Below are 26,687 nucleotides of genomic sequence, written 5' to 3' on the forward strand. Positions count from 1 at the left end.
GAGGCGCCATCATGAGGCGCCATCACGATGGCAAGCCGTGCGCGCCAGGCGCCGTGGCGGGGGCGCCGCAAGGTCTCCCCGCCACGGCGCACTATATATATAGGCAGCGTGCGAAGGCGCGGCGCGAACAGGCGGCAGATCGTCGCAGCGCCGTCGTTTTCGCTATCCGGCCCGTCACTTCGCCGATCGCGACGCTGCCGGACACCGCCGGTTTCTTGTCGGCGAACCGCGTCCACGCTGCGGCCTTTGGCGCCGTCGGCTGTGGTTTCGCGGCAACGCAATAACCCGCTTTTGCCGTACCCCGTAGGCATCGCCGAACGTGCCGCAAATCGCATGCGCGACCGGCGTCCCGAAATCTGCATCAATGCAAGCTGGACGGACATTCGAGGAGGTTCATCGCCATCATTGATCGACGCAGCACTATCGGAAAAAGAGACAAATCCGGGCAGCCGACCGGCATGGGGGCGTAAAAAACGTCCCGAAAAATGATGAATTTTGATATGCGGTATGTGGTATATCTTGAGACTTGCTGCGGCGCGACATACAATGCAAAGCAAGTTCTCCCCCACATTTCAATCTGTCAACGTTTATCAGGAGTGTCATCATGCTCGTCGCTGCGCTTACTTTGATCGCCCTTGCTTCTGCCCTTGCCGCCGGGGTCGCGATGGTTCACCTCTTCGTCGCCCTGCCCGCTTCGGTGCTCGAAAAGGCCGAGAAGAACGGCCGTTACGCGTATCTGGCGGAAACCACGCAGGCAAACGAATCGGGTAAACTCGTCACCAAGCCGGCAACCATCGTGGGGCAGCAAGCATTGCGCCTCTGACGGGGCCGTAATACCTAGGAGACTATTGCATGTCCCTGATCACCCCAACTCCGGCGCGCGTGACTCCGCTCGCGCTGGAGCCGATCGACACCACCACGAGTTTTCGCAATCAGGCGTATGCGCTGCTGAAAAAAGCCATCGCCGACGCCGACATCTATAACCAGAAGGAAGAGATTCGCCTGGACGAGCGTCAGCTCATCCAGGTGCTTGGCGTTTCGCGCACGCCGATTCGCGAAGCCATGACCCTGCTGGAACAGGAAGGCTTTTTGCGCACGGTGCCGCGCCGGGGCATCTTCATCATCCGCAAGACGAAGCGTGAGATCGTCGAGATGATTCAGATGTGGGCCGCCCTCGAAGGGATGTCCGCACGACTGGCCACGTTGCATGCGAGCGATGAAGAGATCGCCAAGCTGCGTCATCTGTTCGACGAGTTCGTCAACGCACCACCGACCGATCACATCGAAGAGTATTCCGATGCGAATATCGACTTCCATCAGGCGCTGATCAATCTCGGCGGGTCGCAGGCGATCGCCAACACGATCAAGAATCTGTTCATTCATGTGCGCGCCATCCGCAAGGTGACGATCGCCCAGAACGACCGGGCCGCCCGCTCGATCGTCGATCACCTGAAGATCATCACCGCGCTGGAAAAGCGCGACACGGAGCTTGCCGAAAAGCTGGCGCGCGATCACACGCTGGGCCTGGCTGCCTTCGTCGAAGAGCACTGCGACTTCCTCGAATAATCGGACGCGTGCGCGGCGTATCCGGCATACCCGGGGTATCCGTTCGCGCGTAGCATCGGAAAGAAGGGGCCGGTGACATCGGGATGTCACCGGCCTTTGTTTTGTCCCGGCTCCTACCGGCTCCTACCGGCTCCTACCGCCCCTTTCTCCCCCTCCGCCCTCGCCTCTACGTCCCACGTCCCAGCGCCCGCCCCTCACCGCGGGATTTGGGCCCACGTTCCGTGCGAGCCGCCATTTCTCTCCCAATGCGGGTAAACGAGGCTGCCAAACCACGTTCGGCGCTATTGCACGTATACCGTATATGATATATCGTGTTTCACATACGGAGTCCTGCAGATCACGGCGGCTCGCCACCCGGCCACCGAACTGAAGGACGCACCGGGCGCCCCGTCCGTCACCCAAAGGGCGTGTGGGTCGCAGCAGGATTCGAACCGGGCTTTTCCGGTTCGCTGGTTGAGGAAGTAAGCAAACGGGGCGGGAAACCGAGCCCGTGCGGCATATGGTGGGGGCTATGTGCCGCACGCTCGTCCGGCGCCGCGCTGATCGCTAGACCCGAGCAGCGTCGCCGGATGTGACAAATGGGTTTCCCGCCCCTGGGGCAGGACAACAACATAACCACACCCTCAGGCGCGCAGTCCCCACAGTGCGCCGCACAGGAGACATCAGCCATGCGCGAGGCTTTTTCCGTCGCGACGGTGCAGGCGATTCTGGACGCTCATTCGGCTCAGGAAGGTCCCCTGCTGCCGATCCTCCACGACGTTCAGGACGCCTTCGGCTACGTACCCCCGGAAGCCGTCCCCGTCATCGCCAACGCCCTCAACCTTTCTCGCGCCGAAGTCCATGGCGTGATCACGTTCTATCACCACTTCCGCACCAGCCCGCCGCCGCGTCACGTCGTGCAGATCTGTCGCGCCGAGGCGTGCCAGAGCATGGGCGCCGACGCACTGCTCGCGCATGCGCAACGCGTGCTCGGCTGCGCGATGCACGCGCACGGCGGTGACGTCGCCCTCGAACCGGTGTACTGCCTCGGCCAGTGCGCCACCTCGCCTGCCATTACCATCGACGACAAGCTGCACGCGCGCGTCACCCCCGAGAAATTCGACCGCCTGGTCGCCCGCGCCAAGGAAGCCGTATGAGCCAAACCGCCCACTCCGCCAAAACGCCGGGCACGGTGCGACTGTACCTGCCGCGCGACTCGGCCGCCCTCGCGCTGGGCGCCGATGATGTTGCCGCCGCCATCGTCGCGCAAGCGGCACGGCGCGGCATCGACATCGAACTCGTGCGCAACGGCACGCGCGGCATGCTGTGGCTCGAGCCACTGCTCGAAGTCGCTACGCCTGCCGGCCGCGTGGCCTACGGCCCTGTCGACGTCGACGACGTCCCCGGCCTGTTCGACGCGAACTTCACCGCCGGCGGCGACCACCCGCTCGCGCTCGGCCTGACCGAAGAGATTCCGTATTTCAAGAAGCAGGAGCGACTGACGTTTGCCCGCGTGGGTGTGACCGACCCCGTCTCGGTCGATGACTACGTCGCGCACGCGGGCTATCGCGGCCTGCGCAACGCGCTCGGCATGGACGGCGCGGCCATCGTCGCGCAAGTGACCGAATCTGGCCTGCGCGGGCGCGGCGGTGCGGCGTTTCCGACGGGCATCAAATGGAAGACGGTGCTGAATACGCCGGCGGCGCAAAAGTACATCGTGTGCAACGCTGACGAAGGCGATTCGGGCACGTTTGCCGACCGCATGCTGATGGAGGGCGACCCGCTCGTCCTCGTCGAGGGCATGACGATCGCGGGCATCGCCGTAGGCGCCACGCGCGGCTACATCTACGTGCGCAGCGAATACCCTCACTCCATCGACGTGCTCAACGAAGCGATCGCCAACGCCATCCGGGCCGGCTATCTCGGCGAGAACATTCTCGGCTCGGGCAAGACGTTTCATCTCGAAGTGCGCAAGGCCGCGGGCGCATACGTCTGCGGCGAAGAAACGGCGCTGCTCGAGAGCCTCGAAGGCAAGCGCGGCGTGGTGCGCGCCAAGCCGCCGCTGCCTGCCATCGAGGGGCTGTTCGGAAAGCCGACGGTCATCAACAACGTGATCTCGCTCGCCTCGGTGCCGATCATCATGGATCGCGGCGCCGAGTTCTACAAGAACTTCGGCATGGGCCGCTCGCGCGGCACGCTGCCGATTCAGCTCGCGGGCAACATCAAGTACGGCGGCCTGATCGAGAAGGCCTTCGGCGTGACGCTGCGCGAAATCCTGTACGACTACGGCGGCGGCGCCATGACGGGCCGCCCGCTGCGCGCCGTGCAAGTCGGCGGCCCGCTCGGCTCGTACCTGCCCGAATCACAATGGGATACGCCGCTCGATTACGAGGCCTTCGCGGCGCTGTGGGCGGTGCTCGGCCACGGCGGCATCGTGGCGCACGACGACACCGTCGATCTGGCGAAGCTCGCGCGCTATGCAATGGAGTTCTGCACCATCGAATCGTGCGGCAAGTGCACGCCTTGCCGCATTGGCTCGACGCGCGGCGTCGAAGTGATGGACAAGATCATCGACGGGCGCGACCGTCCCAAGCAAATCAAGCTGCTGCGCGACCTGTGCGACACCATGCTCGCCGGTTCGTTGTGCGCGATGGGCGGCATGACGCCCTACCCCGTGCTCTCGGCGCTCAACCATTTCCCCGAAGACTTCGGCGCGGCCGAACCGTCGAACCTGCCGACCAAGGCCGCCTAGGAGACCGCCCATCATGATGGACCCGATGTTTGAGAAGGACTACGGCACGCCGCGCCGCGAATCGGCGCAGGAAGTCACGCTGGAGATCGAGGGCGAGCAGATCACCGTGCCCGCGGGCACGTCGATCATGCGCGCCGCGGCCGAAAGCGGCGTGAACGTGCCCAAGCTGTGCGCCACCGATTCGCTCGAGCCGTTCGGTTCGTGCCGCCTTTGCCTGGTCGAGATCGAAGGTCGCCGCGGCTTTCCCGCGTCGTGCACCACGCCGGTCGAGCCCGGCATGAAGGTACGCACGCAAACGCCGAAGTTGCAGGAGTTGCGCAAGGGTGTGATGGAGCTCTACATCTCCGATCACCCGCTCGACTGTCTGACGTGCGCGGCCAACGGCGACTGCGAACTGCAGGACATGGCCGGCGTGACGGGCCTGCGCGAGGTGCGCTACGGCTTCGACGGCGCGAATCACTTCGACAGCGAAAAGGACGAGTCGAACCCGTACTTCACCTACGACGCCTCGAAGTGCATCGTTTGCAACCGGTGCGTGCGCGCCTGCGAGGAAACGCAGGGCACGTTCGCGCTCACGATCTCGGGGCGCGGCTTCGAAGCGCGCGTCTCGGCCGGTCAGGACCAGCCGTTCATGGACTCGGAGTGCGTCTCGTGCGGCGCGTGCGTGGCCGCGTGCCCCACGGCAACGCTGCAGGAAAAGTCGGTCATCCATCTCGGCCAGGCAGAGCACGCCAAGATCACCACCTGCGCCTACTGCGGCGTGGGCTGCTCGTTCAAGGCCGAGATGAAGGGCAACGAGGTCGTGCGCATGGTGCCGCACAAGGACGGTCAGGCCAACGAAGGCCACGCCTGCGTGAAGGGCCGCTTCGCGTGGGGTTACGCCACGCACAAGGACCGCATTCTCACGCCGAAGATCCGCAAGAAGATCACCGACCCGTGGCAGGAAGTGTCGTGGGACGAGGCGCTGGACTACGCGGCGTCGGAATTCAAGCGCATTCAGGCCAAGTACGGTCGCGACTCGATCGGCGCTCTCGTGTCCTCGCGTTGCACGAACGAGGAAGACTATCTGGTGCAGAAGCTCGTGCGCGCGGCGTTCGGCAACAACAACGTGGATACCTGCGCGCGCGTTTGCCATTCGCCGACCGGCTACGGGCTCAAGCAGACGCTCGGTGAATCGGCCGGCACGCAGACGTTCAAGTCGATCGAGAAGTCGGACGTGATCCTCGTGATGGGCGCCAACCCGACCGACGGCCATCCGGTGTTTGGCTCGCGCATGAAAAAGCGCCTGCGCCAGGGCGCGAAGCTGATCGTGATCGATCCGCGCCGCATCGATCTGGTGAAGAGTCCGCACATCCACGCCGACTATCACCTGCAACTGCGCCCGGGCACCAACGTGGCGATGATCAATGCGCTCGCGCACGTGATCGTCACCGAAGGGCTGATGGCCAGCGAGTTCATCGCCGAGCGCTGCGAAGACCGGGCGTTCCGGGAATGGCGCGATTTCATCGCCCGCGCCGAGAACTCCCCGGAAGCCACCGAAGCGCACACCGGCGTGCCGGCGCACCTCGTGCGCAGCGCGGCGCGGCTGTACGCCACCGGCGGCAACGCTGCGATCTATTACGGCCTCGGCGTGACCGAGCATGCGCAGGGCTCGACCACCGTGATCGGCATCGCCAACCTGGCCATGCTCACCGGCAACATCGGTCGCGAAGGCGTGGGCGTGAATCCGCTGCGCGGCCAGAACAATGTGCAGGGTTCGTGCGACATGGGCGCGTTCCCGCACGAACTGCCGGGCTATCGCCATGTGTCGGACTCGACCGCGCGCGCGCTGTTCGAAGCCGAATGGGGCGTGACGCTGCAGCCCGAACCCGGCCTGCGCATCCCGAACATGTTCGACGCGGCGCTCGCGGGCACCTTCATGGGCCTGTACTGCCAGGGCGAAGACATCGTGCAGTCGGACCCGAACACGCAACATGTGACGCATGCGCTCGAGCAGATGGAGTGCATCGTGGTGCAGGACATCTTCCTCAACGAGACCGCGAAGTACGCGCACGTACTGCTGCCGGGCTCGTCGTTCCTCGAAAAGGACGGCACGTTCACCAACGCCGAGCGCCGCATCTCGCGCGTGCGTCAGGTCATGCCGCCGCGCGCCGGCTACGCCGACTGGGAAGTGACGATCCAGCTCGCCAGGCGTCTGGGCTACGAGATGAACTACTCGCACCCGTCGGAGATCATGGACGAGATCGCGCGTCTCACGCCGACGTTCGCCGGCGTGAGCTACGAGAAACTCGATCGCCTGGGCAGCGTGCAGTGGCCGTGCAACGAAGCGGCGCCCGAAGGCACGCCAGTCATGCACATCGACGAATTCGTGCGCGGCAAGGGCAAGTTCCTGATCACGCAATATGTGCCGACGGACGAGAAGGTCACGCGCCGCTTCCCGCTCATCCTCACGACCGGACGGATTCTGTCGCAGTACAACGTCGGCGCCCAGACGCGCCGCACGGACAACGTCTACTGGCACAGCGAGGACCGGCTCGAGATCCATCCGCATGATGCCGACGAACGCGGCATCAAGGACGGCGATTGGGTCGGCATCGAGAGCCGCGCCGGCGAGACGGTGCTGCGCGCCATCGTGAGCGAGCGCGTGCAGCCGGGCGTGGTGTACACCACGTTCCACTTCCCGGAGTCCGGCGCGAACGTGATCACCACCGACAACTCGGACTGGGCAACGAACTGCCCCGAGTACAAGGTGACGGCCGTGCAGGTCACGCCTGTCGCGCAGCCGTCGGAGTGGCAGCGGCAGTACTCGGACTTCAATCGTCAGCAAGAAGCGCTGCTCGCCCACGCGCACAACACGGCCGAGGCCGGCACGACGTGATCGCGCCGCTGCCGCGGCAGCGGCGGCAGTAAAGGAGGAACGCGCGCCGCCCTGCGCAACATTGCGGGGCGGCGCGGGGCGACGGACAATCCGCGTCCGGCGCCGGACAGCCCGGCGGGCTTCACCGTCGATTGCCAGCAGACGGTGCGGCGGACGCGAGATTGGCCACGCGAAGCATCGAAGCACACCGACAAAGCACTACGACAGGGGACAGGAAAGATCATGGACACCGACAATCTGGTCAAGATGGCCAATCAGATCGGGGACTTCTTCGAGACGATGCCCGACCGCAAGGAAGCGCTCGAGAGCATTGCCGGACATCTGCGCCGCTTCTGGGCGCCGCGCATGCGCATGACGATTCTCGAACACCTCGAAGCGACCGACGGGCACGGCATGCGCGAAATCGTCGTCGCCGCGATCACGGCGCATCGCGCCGAGCTCTGGCCGCGCGGCTGACGCCCGCCGGCAAGTCCACGCGACGGGCAAGGCGGCGCGCGTCCCGGCGGCGCGCTTCGCCGGCCCCGCTCGCCTTGCACGGCGCTTCCTCGGTCTTCCAGCCTCCCCGCCGGGGTGGCGCGTGCGCGCTGCCCAGTCACGGTTCGGGCGCCTCTCAGGCGCCGAGCTTGATCAGCACCGCGCCGCCCACCACGAGAGCGCATGCCGCCAGCCGCCGGGCGTTGAGCTTTTCCCCCAGGAACAGCCACCCCAGCAGCACGGCGAAAATGGCGCTCGACTCGCGCAGAGCCGAGACCACCCCCATTGGCAGGAATTGCAGCGCGAAGACGACCATGCCATAGGCGCATTGCGCGACGACGCCGGCGCCCAGCGCCTGTGTGACGCGACGCCGCCCGGCGAGAAACATGCCGCGCGAGCCGCCACGCAGGGCCCAGACCGCGCCCACCAGCGGCACGCTCGCAAACAGATAGGCCCAGGCGATATAGCCGAAACCGTTGCCGTTCGACAGACGCACGCCGAAGCCGTCGACGATCGTGTAAGCGGCGATGAATACGCCGGTGAGCAACGCCGCCGGCACACTGTCGCCAGACAGGCGTCGGCCGCGCAGCGCGAGCGTGAGAATGCCAGCGCAGATGCCGACGATGCCGATCGTCGCGGTCCCTGTGGGCCACTCGCCGGCGAGCAGCAGGGCCGCCCCCGAGATCAGCAGCGGCGAAATGCCCCGGGCGATGGGATAGATCTGGCCGAACTCCCCGACCCGATACGCGCGGATGAGCGCCGCCGTGTAGGCCACCTGCGCACACGCCGAGAGCAGCACGAGCGGCCAGACCTGCACGGGCGGCAGGGGCAAGAGCACGATGCCCACGAGCGCCGCGAACAACTGCGGCACGGCCATCATGCCGACTTGCCACACCCGGTCGGGACTGGCGTGAAGAAAAGCGTTCCAGGTAGCGTGCATCAGTGCCGAAAGCAGCACCAGCAGCACGATGGGCGTGGTGGTCATGAAAGCGATGCGTCAAGCGCGGGCAAAGCCCTCATTGTGGCAGCGCACGTCGCGTTGCCATAGGGCCAACGCCCGCGATTCCCACAGGGCCAGACGACTCCGGTGCTTCTGACGAAACGGACGTGCGCTATGTCGGGCAACGAAATACGCGCCGGTGCCCTATTCTGCAGCCCGTCGCGCGCCGGCCTCGAAAGTTGTCCACACCCTTTGTGGATAACCCACTGGATAACCTGTCACCGCCTGCTCGAACGCCCCGTAGACCGGGGATGTCAAGAGCATTGCCCAAAAAACGATCAGCCCAGGAACAAATATTCGGCTTGACGGTCTGCGCCCGCCCTGCTCAAGCGCCGCCTTCCTCGTTCGCCGACGCATCGGGCTCCTGCTCGACGGATGCGGAGGGCGAAGCCGCCGACTGCGGCACGTCGCGCAGCACGGCCAATACACGGCTTTGGCCGAGCACGATGTCCGGCGCCTGCTGCAACGCCAGCCGGTAGCGTTCGCCGAATTCGGCGTCGGTATGGCGAAAGAGTGTTGCGGCCATGTCGGCCAGCGCGATGCCGCCCGCCTCGGTCGGCGGCGTCTGCTCGAACCACTCGTCGATTGCGACGATCAGCCGCGAGAGCGGGTCGAGCCAGCGGAACCATGGGTCTTCGGTGAGCAGTTGGACGAAGCGGCCGGTCGGCACGGGACCGAACACTGCTTCGTATTGCTGACGGTCGTTGGCGATCAGCACCTTGTGCTGCGCCAGCAACGCGGCGCGCAACGCCTGCATGGCGGCGATCTGGGCGGCGCCGGCGGGTGTGGTCTCGGTGGGTTCGGTGGGTTCGGTCATCGGAAGGCCCCTGCGCGTAGGAAAGGTTGCGAGACGGAATTGGAAAGCGTCTTACACGCACTTTAGGACTTGACCCATAGCCAACAGACGTCCGCATCACGATACTACACGGGTCTCGCAAACACCTCGCGAGATCAGGCTTTCACTTCCCCGTGGGAGGCCTGCTTCCTCACCCGCCGACCCGGCGGGTTTTTTTTGCGCCCGATGCGCCGACGCGATTCGCGTCAATTTCGGATATCATCGGCAGCGCTCACCATCTACCGGCCATCATGCCCCAATCCTCCCCTCCCGCGCGTATCAAGACCGTTGGCGTCATGGGCTCCGGCAAGCAGCCATGGACCGAACTCGCCGTGCCGCTCGGTCGCGCGCTCGCCCTGGGCGGCTTTCACTTGCTCACCGGTGGCGGCGGCGGCGTGATGACGAGCGTGAGCGAAGCTTTCTGCGCGGTGCCCGGGCGCGCCGGGCGCAGCATCGGTATCGTGCCGACCGAGGCCGTGACGATCGATGGCGGCAATGGCGGTACAAGCGAGACATACCACCCGCTGCCCGGTTATCCGAATCCCTTCGTCGAGGTGCCCATCGTCAGCCCGCTCTCGCGCCATCTGCCCGATGCACCGCCGGGCACCCTCTCGCGCAATCACATCAACGTGCTGTCGAGCGATGTCATCGTGGCGCTGCCCGGCAACCACGGCACCCGTGACGAAGTCGGGCTCGCCGTGCGTTACGGCAAGCCCATCATTCTCTTCGGGGAGAACGAGCACTTCGCGCTGATGCCCGCCGCGCTCGTGAGAACGGTGTCTCTCGACACCGTGATGGCGTTCGTCAGAACGGCACGGTGAGCTTCGCGTCGATCGACTGGAAGCGGTAGGACCAGCCCGGCGGGCCGCTCGACGCCGGCATCCACGGCGCGTTGAGCCGCTGCATCACGGACAGATCGAGCTTCGACGTGCCCAGATAGTGCGTATGGCTCAGGCCCACTTCGGCGTAGCTGTCGTAGGTGTGAATCGCGTTCGGATCCTCGGTGCGGCTGCGGTTGTAGCGCAACTCGATCCCGGTCGACCCGTTCGGCGTGAAGTCGAAGGCGCGCCGCACGCGCCACTGCAGCGTTTGCGTCTGCGTGGTCGCCGAAGCGAGCTGGTCCGTCGCCGCGTTCGTCTTGCCCGTGATGCCCACAGTCCACTCGGCGTCGATCGGCACCGAATAGCTCGCGATCAGGTCACGGTTGGTTGCATCGTGTCGGGCGTTCTGCAGATCCTGACTCAGCGTGGTATTGAACCTGCCGGACATGCCAAGCGGGTTGTTCATCAGCAGGTTCGCCGTGCCCTGCATCTTGCCGGTGGTCGTCATCCCGCTGTTGTTGACCCCGACGTTGAACTGATACGGCCGCTCGTTGAGCACCTGAAGCCCGACCGCCCCCTCGCCCGGCGTGCGACTGCGCGTGACGACGAACGGCAGTTGCTCGTCGCGCATCACGAGGCCGCGGCGCATGAGCATGCGGATGTTGCGATCTGCCAGACTCTCGTGGCGCGGCAGGCCGCGCAGGCACGAGGCGCGCGCGAGGAAGGCGTTCGGCGGCGCGACGTCCGGGGCGGGCGCCTGGGCAGCCGTGTCCGGCGCCGCCACGGGTGCGTCGATGTCGACTGCCGAAATCGCGGTCCCGTCCGCGCTCAGCTCGGGCGAGACGGCGAAGTCCGCAGCGGCAAGCGAGGGTGAAGGAAGCGAAGGGAGCGGCGCGGCGCCATCTGCCACCCCGGCGGTAGCGCCAGAGGCTGCAGCCGCGCGCTGCGCGGCCTCGCGATCGACCGCTTGGGCGCCCGCATTCGGGTCGGCGCCCGCGAAGAGCGCGATGGGATCCGCCGCCGCGTCAGGGTCCTGGGCCGTGGCAGGCTCGGGCGGCGGTGGCGGCGGCGCGAAATATTGCGGCGCAAGCCCGCGATCCCACAAACCGTAGGACACCGCGTTCTGTTCGGTGAAACATGGCGGATTGGGATCCGAGAACAGTGACTGCGCATGCGCGCCCGGCGGGACTCCCACGACAAGGCACACCGCCAGCAGAAGGCCGCTGCGCGCGACCGGCTTTACCAACATTCGACACCCGAGATTGCCACCCCGCGCGATTGCCTTGCCGCGGCCTCTTGAGCCGCCTGCTGCGTCCGCTGCGCCTCGTGCGCCGCTTCCGGCACGACAGGGTGTTGTAGCGACAAGTGAATATTTTACGTCCATCGAACTGCGCACTGCCAGTCACGAAACCGAGGGAACTCTTTCGACCGATTGCCGATCCTAATGCGTGACTTCCCCTGTAGTGATTTTCGCCCGCCTCGCGCGGGCATTTTTATTTGCCCGCGGCCCGGCGCGCGCTCCAGATAGTCGACAGACACGCCAGGGGTGCGGAAGATCCGGCAGGATCCGGGCATTTCACATGACAAAATCACAAAAAAAAAAGCCCGGGAGACGCAGTCCCGGGCAACGTTCGATCGCCATGGAGAGCGATCGACGGGGGGCCAGCCGATGCCGCCGCGCTCGCGGCATCGTATCGTCGGGCGACGCGACTCCCCGCGCCGCCTCACTTCCGTCTCATTTCTTCTTGCCGCCCTTGCTGCCGCCGGCAAGGTAGCGCTCGTTGTACTCGTCCATGAGCCTGCGCACGGTGGCGCCGATCTGGATGTAATCGGGCTCGTTGAGGTTGGCGAGCGACACGCGCCCCGACGGATGCAACGTGCCGAAGCCTCGGCCGGGCAGCAGCACCACGCCGCTTTCCTTGGCCAGACGGAACAGCACTTCCGAGGGATCGACGTTCTTCATGAACCAGTCCACGAAACCCTTGCCGTAGATCTGCGTGCCCAGCACCTCGAGATCCAGAATGTTGTAGTAGTCGACCGTATTCGGCCCGGACGCCTCCGTGATTCCCGCCGCGCGATACATCGCGGCCTTGCGGCGCCGGACGATGCGCTTGACGGCGTGCTTGTAGGCGTCCGGCTCGTCCATCAGGCAGAACAGCGAAAAAAGCGCCATCTGGACTTGCTGCGGCGTGGACAGCCCCGCCGTATGGTTGAGCGCCACGGCTCGGCTGTCGGCAACGAGGCGATCGATGAACTTGAGCTTGTCCGGCTCGGTCGTGATCGAGGCATAGCGGGCGTTGAGCCCCTCGCGCTGTGCTTTGGGCAACTTCGCGATCTTGTCGTCGAACACGTTCTTCTCGTGCGTGGCGATGACCCCGAGACGCCAGCCGGTTGCGCCGAAGTACTTGGAGTACGAGTACACGAGGATGGTGTTGTACGGCGCGATCGCAAACAGCGAGCGGAAGTCGTCGGCGAACGTGCCGTACACGTCGTCGGTGAGGAGAATGAGATCGGGCCGCTTCCGGACGATGTCCGCCAGATGATCGAGCGACGCGTCATCGAGCTTGACCGAAGGCGGATTGCTCGGATTGACGAGGAAAAACGCCTTGATCTTCGGGTCGAGCAGCTTGTCGAGCTCCTTCTTCGAGTATTGCCAGCCGAGCGCCGGATCGGCGTTCAGATTCACCTCGTGGAGCTGATAATCGGCCAGTTCCGGAATCTCGATGTAGGGCGTAAAGATCGGCATGCCGAGCGCGATGGCGTCGCCGGCCTGCAGCAGATGGTTGGTCTTGAGCGTGTTGAAGAGATAGGTCATGGCCGCCGTGCCCCCCTCGACCGCGAACAGGTCGAAGTTGCCCGTAAATGGATGGCGGCCGACCATCTCGCGCCGCAGATACTTCGCCGCGATCTTCTCGGTGTTGCGCAGCATGCGATCGGGCACCGGGTAGTTGCAACCGAGAATGCCCTGAACCATCTCGGTGAGGAAGTCCTCGACGTTGAGCCCCATCTGGTCGCGAACGTAGGAGATCGCCATCTCCAGGAACTTCACGCCGCGCGCCTGTTGGTTCTCGCGCGCGAAGTCCTGCCAGCGCGCCTCCACGCCCTTGCCCGGCGGGATGCCGCCCACGCCCTCGGGCATGTACGTGAACTGGCGCGATGCCTCCGACAGCGCGAAGAGTCCGAGCTGAAAGAAGCCGTGGCGCGGCTCGAGCGCGAGGAAGTTCGGGTTGCCGCGCCCGGCGTTGAGCATCGAGTGCTGCGCGCCATTTTCCTGCGCGAGTTCGATCAGCGTGTCCTTGAATTCGAACGGGCTGAGTTTGGCCAGTGCATCGAGTTCCTTCGATTTCATAGCGATTTCTCCATGAGCAACCAATGACGCCCCCGTCTGCGGGGAAAGCAACGACGGGCGATCGGACGAATACCGGAAAGCGCCGCGCGGCGCGAAGGCGGGCGCAGCGCGACGAACTAGGTGAGCGAAACGACGAGCGGGCCGAGCAACGTGAGCAGCACGTTGGCGATGGCATAGGTGATCGCGAACGGCACCGTCGGCACGTTGCTCTCGGCCTTGTCGAGGACTTCGCCGAAAGCCGGGTTGGCGCTGCGCGAACCGGACAGCGCCCCGGCCAGAATGGCCACGTTGTCGTAGCGCAGCACGTAGCGGCCGAACGCATACGTGAGCAGCAACGGCACGATCGTGACGATCACTCCGGCGACGAAGATCGAGACCCCGCTTTGCTGCAGCGTCTGCCATGCCTGCGCGCCCGCCGAGAGCCCGACGCACGTCACGAACGTGGCAAGCCCGAGTTCCTTGAGCAACGAGCTGGCGGCAAGCGGCATGGCGCCGAAGGTCGGATGTTTGCCGCGCAGCCATCCGAAGACCAGGCCGGCGAGCAGCGCACCGCCGCCGCTGCCGAGGGTGAGCGGAATGCCGCCGACCTTGACCACGAGATAGCCGACGAGCAGCCCGACGACGATGCCGATGCCCATGTAGACGTAGTCGGTCTTGACCGAGTACGCGACCGGATAGCCGGCCTCCTTGGCGGCGCGCTGCACGTCGCTGTCGGCGCCGTACAGCGTGACGACGTCGCCGTGATACACCACGGTGTCGTCGAGCACGGGCACCGGCTGCCCCATGCGGGTGATCTTCGCGATGTACACGCCGTGCTTCACCTCGCGCTCGACGCCGGCCTTGAGTTCGCCGAGCGTCTTCCCGTTGCCGCCCTTGCGCGCGAACACGACGTCCTGCATGCGCAGCGCAATGTCGAGATCGCTCGACGGGCGCTGCTCGTCGCCGAGCAGCCGCCAGGCGTCGGTCGCAGCCTCGCGCCGGCCGATCAGCATGACGTCGTCGCCCGCCTCGAGCACCAGATCGTCGGTGGCGATGATGATCTTGCCCTTGCGGCGCAATCGCTCGATGGTCACACCGTCGGTCAGTTGCTTCTCGATGTCCACCACGCGTTGGCCGGCGCCCGTCGTGACGCGATAGACGCGGCCCACCAGCGCGGGCAGCGAGTCGACCTGGTCGGCGGCAAGCACGGCGCGCCCGCCGGCCATCGCGAGTTCGGCCCGCTTGGCGTCGTCCTTGAGGGAGCGGCCCATGAACTTCGGTACGAGCGAGGCGCACACGATGATCGCGCCGAGGCTGCCGAAGATGTAAGTCACGGCGTAGCCGATGGCCACTTCCGACTGCAGGCGCTTGACTTCGTCGGCGGGCAGGCCGAGGCGAGCGATGGCGTCGCCGGCCGTGCCGATGATGGCCGACTGTGTGAGGCCGCCCCCGGCAACGCCGGCCGCGAGCCCCTGGTCAAAGCCGAAGATCTTCGCGCAGACGAGCACGGTAACGAGCGCCGAGGCGGCAAGGAACACGGCCATCGCGATCTCGCGCAGCGTCTTGCGCGAGAGCGAGCTGAAGAACTGCGGCCCGCTCTCGTAGCCCACGGCGTAGATGAAGAGCGCGAACATGATGCTCTTCACGCCGGCATCGACCGAAATGCCGATCTGCGAGACCACTACGGCAACGAGCAGCGAGCCGCCGACACCACCGAGCTGGAACGAGCCGAACTTGATCGCGCCGATCGCATAGCCGAGCGCCAGCGACAGAAAGATCGCGACCTCCGGGACGTGGTTGAGAATGTTATGCACGAGTTCCACGGCAGAACCTCCGTCTAAAAGGGGAACCGGCGGCCGCACTTGGCCGTACCTGGCCACGCTCGGCTGCCTTCGGCCGGCATGGCCGATGCGCTCGCGCTCGCGCGCGACGACGACTAACGCGAGAACTGATGGGCGACGAACACCACCGCCGGCCCCATGAGCGGCAGCAGCACGTTGGACAGGGCGTAGGTCACCGTGTAACCCACGACCGGCAATGCACTGTCCGCCGTTTGCACCACGGCACTGATCGCGGGCGTACTCGCCTGCTGACCGGCAATCGCACCGATGAGAATCGGGCCCTCGATGCGCAGCAGCTTGTGGCCGACCCACAGCGACACCAGCGCCGGAATCAGCGACACGCAGATGCCCACGACCGGCAGGGCCAGCCCATGCTCGCGCAGCAACACGGCGGCCTGCGGCCCGGCCGACAGGCCGACGCACACCACGAACACGGCTAGCCCCAGGTCCTTGAGCAATTCATAGGCCGCGGGCGGGAACGTGCCCCACGCCGGCCGGTGCGACAGCAGCCACCCGCTCGCCAGCCCCGAGAGCAGCGCGCCGCCGCCGGAGCCGAGCGTCATCGGCACGCCGCCGATGCGCGCGGACAGGTGACCGATGCACAGCCCGACGATGAGCGCGAGGCCGACGAACACGAGACTCGTCTTGTTGCCGTAAGCCACCGCCTTGCCGAGCACTTCGCCCGCGCGATCCACATCGCTTTGCAGCCCCTGCAGCGTGATCACGTCGCCGCGTTGCAGCGCAATTCTGTTGAGCGACGGCAACTGCATGCCCATGCGCCTTACCGACTTCACGAATACGCCATGCCGCAATTCGACGGGCGCCTCGCGACGCAGGTCGGCCACGGTTCGCCCTTCCGCCTGCTTGTTGGTCATCACGAAGTCGCGCTCGACGAGCACGATCTCGTTCGTCTCGGTGCCGGCGACTTCGGGGCCGACGAGCGCGTGCGCGTCGAGCATGGCGTCGCGACGCCCGACGAGCAGCACTTCATCCTTCGGCTCTAGCGTGAGGGACTGCGCAATCGCCACCGACGCCGACCGGCGCCGCACGCGCTCAACCGCCACACGGCCGTCGAACGCCGCTTCGAGCGCCGCGACCGTGAGTCCGGTATGCGCCACGCGATAGCTGCGCCCCACGAGATCCGGCGCAGCCGGCGCGCCGATCTCGGAACCGTTCTCGTCTTCCATCTCGCGTGCAAGGCGTGCGCTGTCCTGCCGGAGATCGATGCCCAGCAGGCGCGGCGCGAGCAGATTGGTAAAGAGCACGATGGTGATGAGGCCGAAGACGTATGTGAGCGTATAGGCCGTGACCACGTTGGCCTGCAGCGCCTTAAATTCGTGCGGCGCCAGTCCCAGCCGGTTGAGCGCCTCGATCGCCGTGCCCACCATGGCCGACTCCGTCGCCGCGCCCGCCGCGAGACCCCCGGCCGTGCCCGGATCGAGACCCAGCACGTTTACGGCAAGCATCACGATGCCGAACACGAACACCACTTCGATGATCGACAGCACGCCGAAGCGCAGGCCGCGCAGATTGAGGTTTTCCACGAACTGCGGCCCGGCGGAAAAGCCCATGGCGAAAATGAACAGCGCGAACGCGAAGTCCTTGAGAGAGCCCTCCACCATGCAGCCCGTCTGCCCGACGAGCAGCGCCACCAGCAGCGCACCGCACACGCCGCCGAGCTGGACGGGGCCGAGCCTGAGCCGTCCCAGCCATTGCCCCAGGACGACGCACACGAACACGGTGATCAACGGCACCGCATCGAACAATGGAACCGAACATTGCATATACGCTCCCGGTGCACGGCATGCGCGCTCGTCGACCGCCCTTACTGGCAATGCTCGCGGCGGCGGCCAATGGCCTGACAGGCAAGCGCGCCGGAACGTCGCGACGACGAACTCTACTGCGTCGAAGAAACTTCAGATTCAGGGAGACACCAGACCGTGAACGCCGGTCTCAGGTCGTGGGTCGCGGCGCAGCGTCGCCGAACGGTGAAAGCGATGAAAACGGTGAAAGCGGTGAAAACGGTGAAAGCGATGAAATGCGGGCCGGCGAAGACGCGACAACCATGGCGCCATTCAGGCCGAAGGGTACGGTGATCATAGCGGCTCCCAAGACGTTGAGACAGCTCGACAGTCGATTTCGCCCCTCCTCCCGGGCAGCCACGGGCGATACCCATTGGTCGCTTCGAACGCAATCCGGCACATGCGCCGCACGCAAAACTTCGTGCAACTACACGTCACAAGTAATTTAAATTACGTTATCTGCAACCATTCCGCGCTCTTTCGACGCAGTGTGCGCATAGTGTTGTGCAACGCTCCCGAAGTGTCAATACATGTCGCGCCATAACCCTTGTCCGCTCGCAACAGATTCGCCCGCGTCCTTTCCATGTATCGGTATGCTTATCAATTTACGCGGAAGCTCGTGGGGCACGGTGGGCACGGGCGCACGCACTGACGCGGCGTCGTTTGCAAGGCGCATCCCGAGGCGGCATTTTTCATGTGGAGAATGAAAAACCAACGTGTGGGCGCGACGCCATGTCGCAGGCATGTCGTGCATGGCAACGAATGGCGCTGGATGTCGCGTCGGATGTCGCGTCGGCCGATCGTGGCGGCGCGGCTCGGGCGAGATTATTCCGGGGCGTGAATGTTGTGGATCGTGCCGGGCCCCCACTCGCTGCGCTCCCACGAACCGTCGCGCAGCGTCCATTCGTGATCGCCCGTCTGGTCCCAATGCGGCGGCGTGAAGCGCATGCCGGGGCGCTTCGGCTCCATGTGACCGTCGACCCACGCGTAGCGGCCGTCCCGCCACTCCCAGTAGCCCGGCACCCAGAACTGCCCCTTGGGCGCCGCGGGCGGGTTTTCGTAGCGCGGCGGCGGCGGCCCACGCTGCAGCGTGATCTCCGCCCACACCGGCAGGCTCGCCAGACACAGCACCGCGGCCAGCGCATGGCGGCGACGTGCGGCGGCGAGGACCGGAAGGCGTGGGCCTGGGCGGAAGAGAGAACGGAAGCGAGAGTTGGAGAGGGCGCTGGAGAGGGCGCTGGAGAGGGAACGGGAGAAGGATCGGGGCGGCGACGACATGCGAGGACGTTGGCAGGCGGCAGGACAGGCATGCATTGTAACGTTCGGACGCCACGCGCGCAGCGGGCAACGTCGCGACGCCTGGTCCGCGGTGGCGCGGTGGCGCGGCGGTGCGGGCAGTGGCGACATCGGCGACGTATAATCGGCCCACCCACAACCTGCCGCCGCGCGCGGATACCGACGGCGCCGCCACGACCGGCTGCCGCACAGCTCACGTCCATGAACCCTGCCCCCGCGGCCGCCGGTCACCGGCAATTGCTTCGTCTGGCGGTGCCCATCGTGCTCGCCAACCTCACCCAGCCCCTGCTCTCGGCGGTCGACACCGCGGTCGCCGGCCATCTGCCGGGCCCCGCCTATCTCGGCGGCGTCGCCCTCGGAGCCTTGCTTCTCAATTTGCTGTTCTGGGGCTTTTCGTTCCTGCGCATGGGCACGACCGGGCTCGCGGCGCAGGCATACGGCGCGCGAGACGCGGTCCAGTTGCGCGACACCCTTGCCCGCGCGCTGGCATTGGCGTTCTCGATCGGCGCGGTATTGCTCGTCTTTCACGCGCCGCTGATTGCGCTGGGCGTGTCGTGGCTGGGCGGCAGCGAACAGGTGCAAGCGCTCGGGCGCGAATATGCGAGCATTCGCATCCTCGCCGCGCCGCTCGCGCTGGGCAACTACGTCGTGCTCGGCTACCTGCTCGCGTGTCAACGCGTGCGGCAGGGTCTCGCCGTGCAGGTATTCATCAATCTCGTCAACATCGCGGCGGTGCTCCTGTTCGTGCGCGGCTTCGATTGGGGCGTGGCCGGCATTGCGGCCGCCACCGCGCTGGCCGACGTGCTGGGCTTCGCGCTCGGCGCCTGGTTGCTGTGGGCCGCGCGCACCCCGCATTTGCCGCCGCTGCGCCTCGCCGCGCTCGTCGAGCGCAGCGCGATCTGGCGTCTGCTGCGGCTCAACCTCGACATCTTCCTGCGCACGCTGTTTCTGCAACTCGCCTTTGCATGGTTCGCACGCGTGGGCGCGCGCCTTGGCGACACCACGCTCGCCGCCAACGCGCTGCTCCTGAATTTCCAGACGTTCATGGCCTACGGTCTGGACGGCTTCGCGCACGCCGCCGAAGCGCTCGTCGGTGCCTACGTGGGCGCGCGGCAACGCCATGCGCTGCTCCATGCGATCCGGCTGTCGCTGGGCTGGGCGCTGGGTTGCGCCGTGGCATTCGCGCTCGTATATGCCGTGGCGGGCGGCGCGATCATCGACACGCTCACCGACCAGGCGGTGCTGCGCGAGACGGCGCGCGAGTTCCTGCCTTGGGCCGTCCTCTCGCCGATCGTGGCCGTGTGGTGTTTCCAGCTCGACGGGGTATTCATCGGCGCGACGCGCACGCGCGAGCTGCTGGTGTCCTCGCTGATCGGATTGGTGGTGTTCGGCGCGGTGATGCCCTTCACGCTCGACGCGTGGGGCAATCACGGCCTGTGGGTGGCGCTCATGGCGTTTCTCGCCACGCGCGGCGTCGTGCTCGGTGCGTTGCTGCCACGGATCTGGCGCGCCATACCGCCTCGCACCGCTTGAGGCCTGCGCGGCGCTGCGGCGTCCGGCAGGCGTTGCCGCGCCGCTCGACGGCCTGCCGCCCCGCCCCTGGCGTTCGCTGATGTCCGCTGATGTCGCTGACGTCAGCTAATGTCGCGAATACTGCGGGTACGCCTCAGACCGTCCGGATGCACGCCAGCGCCGCCGCATGCAGCTCGGCGTTGGCCGCGGCCAGCACGCGCCCCTGCGACTCGAGCGTGAGCGGCTTGCCCTCCCAGTCGGTGATCACGCCGCCGGCCGCCTCGATCACCGGCGCCACGGCGAGATAGTCGTAAGTCTGCAGCCCCGCTTCCATCACCAGTTCGATGTGGCCGCTCGCCAGCAGGCCGTAGGCATAGCAATCGCCGCCGAAGCGGCGACGGTTCACCGCCTTCGTCAACTGCTCGAAACGCACGGCTTCGTCGGCATCGAAGATATCGGGCGAGGTGGCGTATACGGTCGCGTCCGCGAGCGCCGTGACCGGGCTGGTCGCGCACGGCGCGCCACCGAAGCGCGCCTCGCGCACGCCGCCGGCCACGTCGTTGATGCCGACCCAGCGCTCGCCGGTGGCCGGAATATCGATCACGCCCACGACCGGCTGGCCGCGATGCAGCAAGGCGAGCAGCGTGCCCCACAGCGGGTGGCCGGTGATGAAGCTGCGCGTACCGTCGATCGGATCGACCGACCAGACGAACTCGGCGTCCACCCCCTGCTTGCCGAACTCCTCTCCCCAGATGCCATGCGACGGGTAGCGCCTGGCAATGGCCTCGCGCAGCGCCGTCTCGACCTCGCGGTCGGCGATCGTGACCGGGCTTTCGTCGGCCTTGTCGTCGACGGCCAGGCGGCGGCGAAACCAGCCGAGCGAGAGCGGGCGGACGGCGTCGGCCAGCGACGCGGCGAAGGCCGCATACTCCGTCACGGCGGCAACAGCGGGAACGGACGACATGCGCGAATCTCCTGCAAAGCGCCGCCCGAGGCGGCATGGAACGAAACAACGGGCGCCCGGATCGGCACATGACGATGATACGCGTGCGGCGCGAAATTCCGATGGAAATCGCCACAAATTGCCCCGCGTCGCCCGAATCTGGTGCAAATTTGCTATGCTCGCGGCCTGCCTCCAGGGGTGTGCACCCCGCTCACGGGCGTCACTCACACAGGTTTCACTCATTTTCACGGGACATCCATGCTTTCCGGTCGCGGCGTCACGCTCTCCGTCTCGGCGTCGGTCATGTTTTCGATCATGCCCGCGCTCGTCGCGCACCTGACGCCCCTGTCCGGACTCGATGTGTTCGCCTGGCGCATTCTGCTTACCCTGCCCGGCACGCTCGTGATCGTCGCGGCGCTGCGGCGTTGGCACGTACTGGGCAGTACGTTCTCGCACGTGTTGCATCGGCCCGCCATGCTCGGCGCGGTGCTGCTGTGTTCGGCCATGCTCGCCGTTCAGCTCTGGCTCTTCATGTGGGCGCCGCTGCAGCAGCGCATGCTCGACGCCTCGCTTGGCTATTTCCTGCTGCCGCTCACGATGGTACTGGCCGGGCGCACGGTGTACAAGGAGCGCCTCTCGCCGCTGCAGACGGCAGCGGTGATCGCCGCCGCGCTCGGCGTTGCCCACGAACTTTGGGCGACACGGGCACTGTCGTGGGTGACGGCGGTGATCATGTTCGGCTATCCGCCCTACTTCATGCTGCGCCGCCGGCTGCGCATCGATGCGCTGAGCGGCTTCATTCTCGAACTGATGGCGATGACGCCGGTCGCCGCCGTCGTGCTGTGGCAGGCTTGGCCCCAGAACGCCCTGGTCATGGGCGAGCCGCGCTTCTGGTTCTGGCTGCCCGCGCTGGGCCTGCTCAGCGCGGGCGCACTCGCCAGCACGCTCGCGGCCGCGCGCATTCTGCCGATCGGCGTCTACGGCATTCTGAGCTACGTGGAACCGGTACTGCTCTTTGCCGTGTCCGTCTTCCTGCTCGGCGAGCCTTTCACCGCGAGCGGATTGTGGACGTATGTCCCAATCTGGATCGGCGTGGCACTGATCGTGTTCGACAGCCTGCGAACCCTGCATCGCCAGCGGCTCGCCGGCGAGCTGCGTCCCCCGCCCGACGGCGCGGGGGACGTCTGAAGCGCTCGGCGTCGCGCACGACCCGGGACGATTCGGGGCGTTTGCCGACGGGCCGCGACCGGCCGGGCAGCCCCGCGTGCGCTGTCGCAACGCCGCGTTATACTCGCGTGAGCCTGTAAGACGACTACCATGAAAAATCTCGCCAAGATCGCCATTCTGCTTTCCTCGGGGCTTCTCACCGTCACGCTTTCGGCCTGTGGCTCGTCTGCCCCGCTGTTCACCTCCGACGGGCGGCCGACCCAGCAGATCCAGTGCTCGGCCGCCAGCGCCGGGGATTGCGAGCAACGCGCACGCACCCAGTGCGCGCAGAAGGACTACGACGTGCTCACGCGCGAGGCGAGCGGCGGCGTGGCCAATCTCGTCATCGCCTGCCACGCGAACTGACGCCGCCGCGGCCCTGCGGCACGCCGCCCTGGCGTGCATCCGTCCCCGGTTGGCATTACGATGCATTATTGCGTGCGATCAATGTGCCGCCATGGCGCGGGGTGACTTACGCCGCACGCAGTGCGAGAATCGAATCGTCGCGACGAGTTGCCGCGCCGGGCGTGTCCGCCGCCACTCGCGCTCCGGGATCGCGCACGGGCGCCGTCGGGCACCGTCCACGTGCGCGGATCCGGGCCATTCGCTCACGCCACCCGCGCCATTCACGTCATTACGCGATCCACGTCATTACGCCATTCACGCACCACCAGCCCAAAGAGGACGCCATCATGTACGAACGCATTCTGGTTTCAATCGACGGCAGTACACCCTCGAACCGCGCCATCGATGAAGCGGTCAAGCTCGTTGCGCTCAGCCACGGCAAGATCCGCCTGGTATCGGTCGTTCCCTCCCTCGCCAACGCCTACGCCGCGGGCGCCTACAGTGGCTTCGTTCCCCTCGAGAGCCAGGAATCGTTCGAGAAGGAAACGAGCGAGATTCTCGCCACTGCGCAGGCCGACCTGAAGAAGCGCGGCGTCGACGCCGAGACGAAGATGATCTCGCTCGAGGCCGGCACCGACGAAATCGCCGACGCCGTGCTGCGCGACGCCCAGGAGTGGAATGCCGACGTGATCGTGCTCGGCACGCACGGCCGGCGCGGTCTGAACCGTCTGCTGCTGGGCAGCGTCGCCGAAACGCTGCTGCGTATCACGACGCTGCCGATCCTGCTCGTGAAGGCGGCCGACAAATAACTGCGGCGCGAGCTTCGCCCCGGGCAGCCACGACGCACGGCGCACGCGCGAGACCGGCGGCGCCAGGCCGCCGAAGAACGCGGCCGGCCGGTCGGGCGCAAGGGGCTTTACGTCAGACGCTGAATCACGGCACGCCCTCGCGCGTGCCGTATTCGCATTGGCGTGCGCGCTCGACGCAAGCTGCCGAGGCGCGGCGGCGAGACAGGGTTGGGAGACGGCGCGAGACGACGTGAGACGGCGTGAGACGGCGTGAGACGGCGCAAAACGGCGCAAAACGGCGCTGCTTGGCGCGGCGCCGCCCGCCGTGCCGTCAGCGAATCCCGGCGCGCATGAACGACTGCACGAACTGGCGCTGAAACAGCAGGAACGCGATGAACAGCGGCGCAGCGCTCATGAGCGTGGCCGCGGTGATGAGCGACCAGTCGATGCCCTGATCGGTCGACGAAAACACTTGCAGGCCGACGGTGAGCGGGCGCGTCTCGACCGAGTTCGTCACGATGAGCGGCCACAGGAAGTTGTTCCAGTGATGGCTGATCGACACCAGCGCATATGCCACGTACACCGGACGCGCCAAGGGCACGTACACGCGCCACAACACCTGCCACGCGTTGGCGCCCTCCACGCGCGCGGCGTCGTCGAGCTCCTTTGGCACCGTCTTGAACGCCTGACGCAGCAAAAAGATGCCGAAGGCCGACGCGAAGTACGGCAGCGCGATGCCCACGATCGTGTCGCGCAACCCCAGCCACGCGATCGTGCGGTAGTTCTCCACGATGAGCACGTCGGGCATGACCATCAACTGCAGCAGCACGATCATGAACGCGATATCGCTGCCGCGAAACGTGAAGCGCGCGAAAGCATAGGCCGCGAGCGTGGCCAGCGCGATCTGCGCCGCGAGGATCACCGTCACGAGCACGAAGGTATTGACGAGGTAGCGCCCAAACGGCGCGGCCCGCCACGCGTGCGCGAAGTTCTCGAGTGTGAGCGGTGCGCTCAGCGAAAAGCGCGTGGCGTAGGCCGCCGGATGGAACGCGCTCCACACGGCATAGAGCAGCGGCAGCAGCCACAGCAGACCGAGCAGCCAGGCGCCGGCCACGTCGAGTCCGCCCGAGCGCCCGGCGGCGCAGAACACGGCACGCCGGGCACGTTTGTCGACGGACGTCCGCGCGTCCGGGATCGAAGGCAAAGAGGGGGTCATTGATAATGCGTGCGTGAGTCGAGCAGTCGGAATTTCACGAAGGCCACGACGGCCAGCAGCGTGAGCAGCACCACGGTCAGCGCCGCCGCATACGCGGTGTCCCAGAAGCTGAACGCCACCTGGTAGATGTAGTACAGCAGCAGTTGAGTCGCGTTATCGGGCCCGCCTCGCGTCATCACCACGACATGGTCGACGAGACGGAACGCATTGATGAGCGCGTTGATGACGACGAACACGGTCGTCGGCATGAGCAGCGGCCACTGCACGCGCCGGAAGCACTGCCAGCGCGACGCGCCTTCGAGTGCGGCCGCCTCGGCGAGCGTGGGCGGGATCTGCTGCAGCGCCGCCAGGTAGAAGATCATGAAGAATCCCGCTTCCTTCCACACGGTTACGACCATCAGCGCGGGCAGCGCCGTGCCCGGCTGCCCCAGCCAGTTGCGCTCACCCCAGCCGAACGCCTGCGCGACCTGCGCGATCAGGCCGTACTGCGGCGTGTAGAAGAACAGCCAGATGTTGGCCACGGCGATCATCGGCAGGATCGCGGGCGTGAAGTACGCCAGACGCAGCAATGCGCGGCCCGGCATCTGGCGATGTACCCACAGCGCCATGACGACGGCCAGCACGATCGCGGCCGGCACGGTGATCAGTGCGAACAGCACATTGTTGCGCAGCGCCTGCCAGAAGACCGGGTCATCGGCGAGCAGCCGATAGTTCTCGGCGCCGACGTACACGGACGGCGCCCCGGCGCGCGCGGTCGAGAACACGCTGTGCCAGAGCGTGGCGATGGCGGGATAGTGAGTGAATGCGATGAGCAGCACCAGTGCCGGCAGCAGCAGCAGCCAGGGCGCCCACGCGTGAGCATGACGGTTCATCCGACAGTCCATCGATTCGAAGCCTCCAGGGCGAAAGCGCGCCACACGGTGGTGCAGGCGCGCCGGCGCCGCCGTTCGGCCAGACAGCCGGCGACGGGCCGATCCGGTGCGATCGGCGCCATCGCCACCAGCAGCAAGTCTGGCCGGCGTTGAGGCTTGTTAACTCGCGGTCTAACGCGCAGCTTGACTGGCACCTTAACTGGCAGCTTAACTGGCACCTTAACTGGCAACTTAACGCGCGTATGGCCGCAGAATGCGGTCAGCTTCGCGTTGCGCGTCGTCGAGCGCCTGCTTCGGCGACTTCGTGCCCGTCAGCGCCGCCTGCAGTGCGTCGTTGAGCGCCTTGGTCACACGCTGGTTGTCGTGCGTGGAGAACTCGGCCACGCTGCTGCCGAGCTGATCGCGCGCGACGGCCGCGGCGGGCACCTTCTGCACGTACTGCTTCATCGCCGGCGTTTCCCAGGCAGCCGGCGTCACCGCCACGTAGCCCGTGTCGATGCCGAACTGCGCCGCGCGCTCGGGCGTGGTCGCCCACTTGATGAACGTCATGGCCGCCTGCTTCTCCTCCGGCGAGCTCTTCTTGAACACATAGAAGTTGCCCCCGCCGGTCGGGCTGCCGCCGCGCACCTTGGCCGGCATCTTGCCCACGCCGAACGCGAACGTGGCATTCGTGCGGATATTGGTAAGGTTGCCCGTCGTCGTGTAGATAATGGCGGCCTTCTTCTCGAGGAAGTCCTTCGGCGTGGTGCCCCATTCGATCGAGCCCGTCGGCATGGCCTTGTACTTCGTGGCGAGGTCGACCCAGAACTGCAGCGACTCCACCGCCTGCGGGGCGTTCAGGAACGTCCTGGTGCCCGCGGGGTTCATGAGCTCGATGCCGGCGGGCGTCGTAAACGCCTGGAACAGCCAGTAGCCGAAGCCCGTCGACGGCACCTTGATGCCCCACTGCGTCACGTTGCCCGCGGCGTCGCGCCGGGTGAGCTTCTGCGCGTAACTGGCCAGTTCCTCCCAGGTCGCGGGCGCGCGGTCCGGGTCGAGACCGGCCTCGCGGAACAGGTCCTTGTTCCAGTACATCACGATGGTCGAACGCTGGAACGGCACGCCCCACGTGTGGCCGTTGATGCGCGAATTCATCATTATTGATCCGGCCCCTGTGAACTTGTATCAAGCTGCATAGCGAACAGGGCCGTGCTCGAAATACTTGCGAATTCGTTCGGGCTGGCGTTGCACGCT

22 protein-coding genes and 1 pseudogene are annotated in these 26,687 nt (G+C 66.2%); 12 read left to right on the forward strand and 11 right to left on the reverse strand.

The window, feature by feature from the left end:
• Positions 1-11: 11 nt before the first annotated feature.
• From CDN36_RS20880 to CDN36_RS20910, 7 genes are all read left to right on the forward strand, one after another.
• Positions 12-284: a hypothetical protein gene (locus CDN36_RS20880; RefSeq protein ID WP_287497769.1), complete on the forward strand. Its 273-nt coding sequence runs from the start codon at positions 12-14 to the stop codon at positions 282-284.
• Positions 285-604: 320 nt separating this feature from the next.
• The gene (locus CDN36_RS20885) at positions 605-823 is read left to right on the forward strand and encodes a hypothetical protein (protein WP_150557283.1); all 219 of its coding nucleotides are present in this window, start codon (positions 605-607) and stop codon (positions 821-823) included.
• A gap of 29 nt (positions 824-852) precedes the next feature.
• On the forward strand, positions 853-1,566 hold the full coding sequence (locus tag CDN36_RS20890; protein ID WP_039409675.1) for a GntR family transcriptional regulator: 714 nt from the start codon (positions 853-855) through the stop codon (positions 1,564-1,566).
• A 668-nt stretch (positions 1,567-2,234) separates the two neighbouring features.
• Positions 2,235-2,702 carry a formate dehydrogenase subunit gamma gene (locus CDN36_RS20895; RefSeq protein WP_150557284.1) on the forward strand — a complete coding sequence of 156 codons (468 nt, stop codon included), beginning with the start codon at positions 2,235-2,237 and terminating at the stop codon, positions 2,700-2,702.
• On the forward strand, positions 2,699-4,297 hold the full coding sequence (locus CDN36_RS20900; protein ID WP_150557285.1) for a formate dehydrogenase beta subunit: 1,599 nt from the start codon (positions 2,699-2,701) through the stop codon (positions 4,295-4,297). The genes CDN36_RS20895 and CDN36_RS20900 overlap by 4 nt, the downstream gene beginning before the upstream one ends.
• Positions 4,298-4,310: 13 nt before the next feature.
• A complete protein-coding gene (gene fdhF / locus CDN36_RS20905; RefSeq protein ID WP_287497770.1) occupies positions 4,311-7,175 on the forward strand; it encodes a formate dehydrogenase subunit alpha in 2,865 nt (954 codons plus the stop codon).
• 222 nt (positions 7,176-7,397) lie between these two features.
• Positions 7,398-7,631, forward strand: coding sequence for a formate dehydrogenase subunit delta (locus CDN36_RS20910; protein WP_150557287.1), 234 nt, complete (start codon positions 7,398-7,400; stop codon positions 7,629-7,631).
• 154 nt (positions 7,632-7,785) lie between these two features.
• On the opposite strand, the gene CDN36_RS20915 is transcribed toward CDN36_RS20910, so the two are convergent.
• On the reverse strand, positions 7,786-8,634 hold the full coding sequence (locus CDN36_RS20915) for an EamA family transporter (RefSeq protein WP_287497771.1): 849 nt from the start codon (positions 8,632-8,634) through the stop codon (positions 7,786-7,788).
• A 340-nt stretch (positions 8,635-8,974) separates the two neighbouring features.
• A complete protein-coding gene (locus CDN36_RS20920) occupies positions 8,975-9,466 on the reverse strand; it encodes a hypothetical protein (protein ID WP_150557289.1) in 492 nt (163 codons plus the stop codon).
• Between the two features lie 269 nt (positions 9,467-9,735).
• Between CDN36_RS20920 and CDN36_RS20925 the strand changes: the two genes are divergently transcribed.
• Entirely contained in the window at positions 9,736-10,305 is a 570-nt protein-coding gene (locus CDN36_RS20925) for an SLOG cluster 4 domain-containing protein (RefSeq protein ID WP_287497772.1), read from the forward strand.
• On the opposite strand, the gene CDN36_RS20930 is transcribed toward CDN36_RS20925, so the two are convergent.
• The 5 genes from CDN36_RS20930 to CDN36_RS20950 all read right to left on the reverse strand — a co-directional run bounded on the left by CDN36_RS20930 (position 10,289) and on the right by CDN36_RS20950 (position 18,407).
• Positions 10,289-11,554: a ShlB/FhaC/HecB family hemolysin secretion/activation protein gene (locus tag CDN36_RS20930; protein WP_287497773.1), complete on the reverse strand. Its 1,266-nt coding sequence runs from the start codon at positions 11,552-11,554 to the stop codon at positions 10,289-10,291. The genes CDN36_RS20925 and CDN36_RS20930 overlap by 17 nt on opposite strands.
• A 486-nt stretch (positions 11,555-12,040) precedes the next feature.
• Positions 12,041-13,654 (reverse strand): bifunctional aspartate transaminase/aspartate 4-decarboxylase, encoded by a 1,614-nt coding sequence (locus CDN36_RS20935; RefSeq protein ID WP_150557291.1) that lies wholly within the window; start codon positions 13,652-13,654, stop codon positions 12,041-12,043.
• Between the two features lie 116 nt (positions 13,655-13,770).
• A complete protein-coding gene (gene aspT, locus CDN36_RS20940; RefSeq protein WP_287497774.1) occupies positions 13,771-15,456 on the reverse strand; it encodes an aspartate-alanine antiporter in 1,686 nt (561 codons plus the stop codon).
• 113 nt (positions 15,457-15,569) lie between these two features.
• On the reverse strand, positions 15,570-17,258 hold the full coding sequence (gene aspT, locus CDN36_RS20945; RefSeq protein WP_287497775.1) for an aspartate-alanine antiporter: 1,689 nt from the start codon (positions 17,256-17,258) through the stop codon (positions 15,570-15,572).
• Between the two features lie 843 nt (positions 17,259-18,101).
• Positions 18,102-18,407 (reverse strand): hypothetical protein, encoded by a 306-nt coding sequence (locus tag CDN36_RS20950; protein ID WP_244958219.1) that lies wholly within the window; start codon positions 18,405-18,407, stop codon positions 18,102-18,104.
• A gap of 366 nt (positions 18,408-18,773) precedes the next feature.
• Here CDN36_RS20950 and CDN36_RS20955 point away from each other — a divergent pair, with 366 nt between their 5' ends.
• Positions 18,774-20,105 carry an MATE family efflux transporter gene (locus CDN36_RS20955; RefSeq protein WP_287497776.1) on the forward strand — a complete coding sequence of 444 codons (1,332 nt, stop codon included), beginning with the start codon at positions 18,774-18,776 and terminating at the stop codon, positions 20,103-20,105.
• A gap of 133 nt (positions 20,106-20,238) precedes the next feature.
• Here CDN36_RS20955 and hisN read toward each other — a convergent pair whose 3' ends face one another.
• Positions 20,239-21,048 carry a histidinol-phosphatase gene (hisN, locus tag CDN36_RS20960; protein WP_150557295.1) on the reverse strand — a complete coding sequence of 270 codons (810 nt, stop codon included), beginning with the start codon at positions 21,046-21,048 and terminating at the stop codon, positions 20,239-20,241.
• A gap of 237 nt (positions 21,049-21,285) precedes the next feature.
• On the opposite strand from hisN, the gene rarD reads away from it, so the two are divergent.
• The 3 genes from rarD (at position 21,286) to CDN36_RS20975 (ending at position 23,387) form a co-directional block, all read left to right on the forward strand.
• Positions 21,286-22,215: an EamA family transporter RarD gene (gene rarD, locus CDN36_RS20965; RefSeq protein WP_150557296.1), complete on the forward strand. Its 930-nt coding sequence runs from the start codon at positions 21,286-21,288 to the stop codon at positions 22,213-22,215.
• Positions 22,216-22,344: 129 nt separating this feature from the next.
• Complete coding sequence (locus CDN36_RS20970; protein ID WP_150557297.1) at positions 22,345-22,599, forward strand: hypothetical protein; 255 nt, start codon at positions 22,345-22,347, stop codon at positions 22,597-22,599.
• A 326-nt stretch (positions 22,600-22,925) separates the two neighbouring features.
• A complete protein-coding gene (locus CDN36_RS20975) occupies positions 22,926-23,387 on the forward strand; it encodes a universal stress protein (RefSeq protein ID WP_150557298.1) in 462 nt (153 codons plus the stop codon).
• Positions 23,388-23,697: 310 nt separating this feature from the next.
• Here the strand turns inward: CDN36_RS20975 and CDN36_RS20980 are convergent, their stop codons facing one another.
• The 3 genes and pseudogenes from CDN36_RS20980 to CDN36_RS20990 all read right to left on the reverse strand — a co-directional run.
• Positions 23,698-24,582 carry a carbohydrate ABC transporter permease gene (locus CDN36_RS20980; protein WP_150557299.1) on the reverse strand — a complete coding sequence of 295 codons (885 nt, stop codon included), beginning with the start codon at positions 24,580-24,582 and terminating at the stop codon, positions 23,698-23,700.
• A complete protein-coding gene (locus tag CDN36_RS20985) occupies positions 24,579-25,454 on the reverse strand; it encodes a carbohydrate ABC transporter permease (RefSeq protein WP_150557300.1) in 876 nt (291 codons plus the stop codon). The genes CDN36_RS20980 and CDN36_RS20985 overlap by 4 nt, the downstream gene beginning before the upstream one ends.
• A 231-nt stretch (positions 25,455-25,685) precedes the next feature.
• Positions 25,686-26,597, reverse strand: a pseudogene (locus CDN36_RS20990) (ABC transporter substrate-binding protein); the annotation flags it as partial.
• Positions 26,598-26,687: the final 90 nt, after the last annotated feature.

Source organism: Pandoraea sp. CB10b_02 (assembly GCF_002216225.1).
Classification (GTDB): domain Bacteria; phylum Pseudomonadota; class Gammaproteobacteria; order Burkholderiales; family Burkholderiaceae; genus Pandoraea; species Pandoraea nosoerga.

Coding starts and splice junctions, on each gene's coding strand:
- CDN36_RS20915 (WP_287497771.1), bottom strand. CDS start 8,634: ATGACCACCACGCCCATCGTGCTGCTGGTGCTGCTTTCGGCACTGATG.
- CDN36_RS20880 (WP_287497769.1), top strand. CDS start 12: ATGAGGCGCCATCACGATGGCAAGCCGTGCGCGCCAGGCGCCGTGGCG.
- CDN36_RS20890 (WP_039409675.1), top strand. CDS start 853: ATGTCCCTGATCACCCCAACTCCGGCGCGCGTGACTCCGCTCGCGCTG.
- CDN36_RS20885 (WP_150557283.1), top strand. CDS start 605: ATGCTCGTCGCTGCGCTTACTTTGATCGCCCTTGCTTCTGCCCTTGCC.
- CDN36_RS20895 (WP_150557284.1), top strand. CDS start 2,235: ATGCGCGAGGCTTTTTCCGTCGCGACGGTGCAGGCGATTCTGGACGCT.
- CDN36_RS20920 (WP_150557289.1), bottom strand. CDS start 9,466: ATGACCGAACCCACCGAACCCACCGAGACCACACCCGCCGGCGCCGCC.
- CDN36_RS20985 (WP_150557300.1), bottom strand. CDS start 25,454: ATGAACCGTCATGCTCACGCGTGGGCGCCCTGGCTGCTGCTGCTGCCG.
- CDN36_RS20955 (WP_287497776.1), top strand. CDS start 18,774: ATGAACCCTGCCCCCGCGGCCGCCGGTCACCGGCAATTGCTTCGTCTG.
- CDN36_RS20925 (WP_287497772.1), top strand. CDS start 9,736: ATGCCCCAATCCTCCCCTCCCGCGCGTATCAAGACCGTTGGCGTCATG.
- CDN36_RS20980 (WP_150557299.1), bottom strand. CDS start 24,582: ATGACCCCCTCTTTGCCTTCGATCCCGGACGCGCGGACGTCCGTCGAC.
- aspT (WP_287497775.1), bottom strand. CDS start 17,258: ATGCAATGTTCGGTTCCATTGTTCGATGCGGTGCCGTTGATCACCGTG.
- CDN36_RS20970 (WP_150557297.1), top strand. CDS start 22,345: ATGAAAAATCTCGCCAAGATCGCCATTCTGCTTTCCTCGGGGCTTCTC.
- hisN (WP_150557295.1), bottom strand. CDS start 21,048: ATGTCGTCCGTTCCCGCTGTTGCCGCCGTGACGGAGTATGCGGCCTTC.
- CDN36_RS20910 (WP_150557287.1), top strand. CDS start 7,398: ATGGACACCGACAATCTGGTCAAGATGGCCAATCAGATCGGGGACTTC.
- CDN36_RS20900 (WP_150557285.1), top strand. CDS start 2,699: ATGAGCCAAACCGCCCACTCCGCCAAAACGCCGGGCACGGTGCGACTG.
- rarD (WP_150557296.1), top strand. CDS start 21,286: ATGCTTTCCGGTCGCGGCGTCACGCTCTCCGTCTCGGCGTCGGTCATG.
- CDN36_RS20975 (WP_150557298.1), top strand. CDS start 22,926: ATGTACGAACGCATTCTGGTTTCAATCGACGGCAGTACACCCTCGAAC.
- CDN36_RS20930 (WP_287497773.1), bottom strand. CDS start 11,554: ATGTTGGTAAAGCCGGTCGCGCGCAGCGGCCTTCTGCTGGCGGTGTGC.
- fdhF (WP_287497770.1), top strand. CDS start 4,311: ATGATGGACCCGATGTTTGAGAAGGACTACGGCACGCCGCGCCGCGAA.
- CDN36_RS20935 (WP_150557291.1), bottom strand. CDS start 13,654: ATGAAATCGAAGGAACTCGATGCACTGGCCAAACTCAGCCCGTTCGAA.